1 protein-coding gene is annotated in these 950 nt (G+C 62.2%); it reads right to left on the bottom strand.

Annotated elements, in window-relative coordinates:
• On the bottom strand, positions 1–950 hold a 950-nt coding region (gene tuf, locus AB9K35_RS00405), incomplete at both ends, for an elongation factor Tu (RefSeq protein WP_369923948.1).

The following is a 950-nucleotide window of genomic DNA, read 5'->3' as shown; positions in this document are numbered from 1 at the left end:
TCTTCCATCGCGATCGGAGCGATCAGCTCAACACCGAACTTCAGGTTGTCGCCCGGCATCACCATCTCGGTGCCTTCCGGCAGGGTCACGGTGCCGGTCACGTCGGTGGTGCGGAAGTAGAACTGCGGACGGTAGTTCGCGAAGAACGGGGTGTGACGGCCGCCTTCTTCCTTGGTCAGGATGTAGGCTTCGGCTTCGAACTTGGTGTGCGGGGTCACGGAGCCCGGCTTACACAGAACCTGGCCACGCTCAACCGACTCACGGTCAACACCACGCAGCAGGGCGCCGATGTTGTCGCCTGCTTCACCGCGGTCCAGCAGCTTGCGGAACATTTCCACGCCGGTGCAGGTGGTCTTGGTGGTGTCTTTGATGCCGACGATTTCGATTTCGTCGCCAACGTTGATCACGCCACGCTCGACACGGCCGGTCACAACGGTACCGCGGCCGGAGATCGAGAACACGTCTTCGATCGGCATCAGGAACGGCTGGTCAACCGCACGCTCGGGGGTCGGGATGTACTCATCCACGGCCGCCATCAGTTCCTTGATCTTGTTTTCGCCGATTTCCGGGTCACGGCCTTCCATCGCCGCCAGCGCGGAACCCGCGATGATCGGGATATCGTCGCCCGGGAATTCGTAGGAGGACAGCAGCTCGCGGATTTCCATTTCCACCAGCTCCAGCAGCTCTTCGTCGTCGACCTGGTCAACCTTGTTCATGAAGACAACCAGGGCCGGAACGCCAACCTGACGCGCCAGCAGGATGTGCTCGCGGGTCTGCGGCATCGGGCCGTCGGCTGCGTTCACAACCAGGATGGCGCCGTCCATCTGGGCCGCACCGGTGATCATGTTCTTCACGTAGTCGGCGTGGCCGGGGCAGTCGACGTGCGCGTAGTGACGCGCTTCGGTTTCATATTCCACGTGGGCGGTGGAGATGGTGATGCCGCGGGCTTT

Origin of the sequence: Leisingera sp. XS_AS12, from assembly GCF_041224635.1 — a bacterium.
In the GTDB taxonomy this organism is placed as follows: Bacteria; Pseudomonadota; Alphaproteobacteria; order Rhodobacterales; family Rhodobacteraceae; genus Leisingera.
Note: the sequence above shows the minus strand (reverse complement) of the source record. Positions and strands in the feature narration are given on the sequence as shown.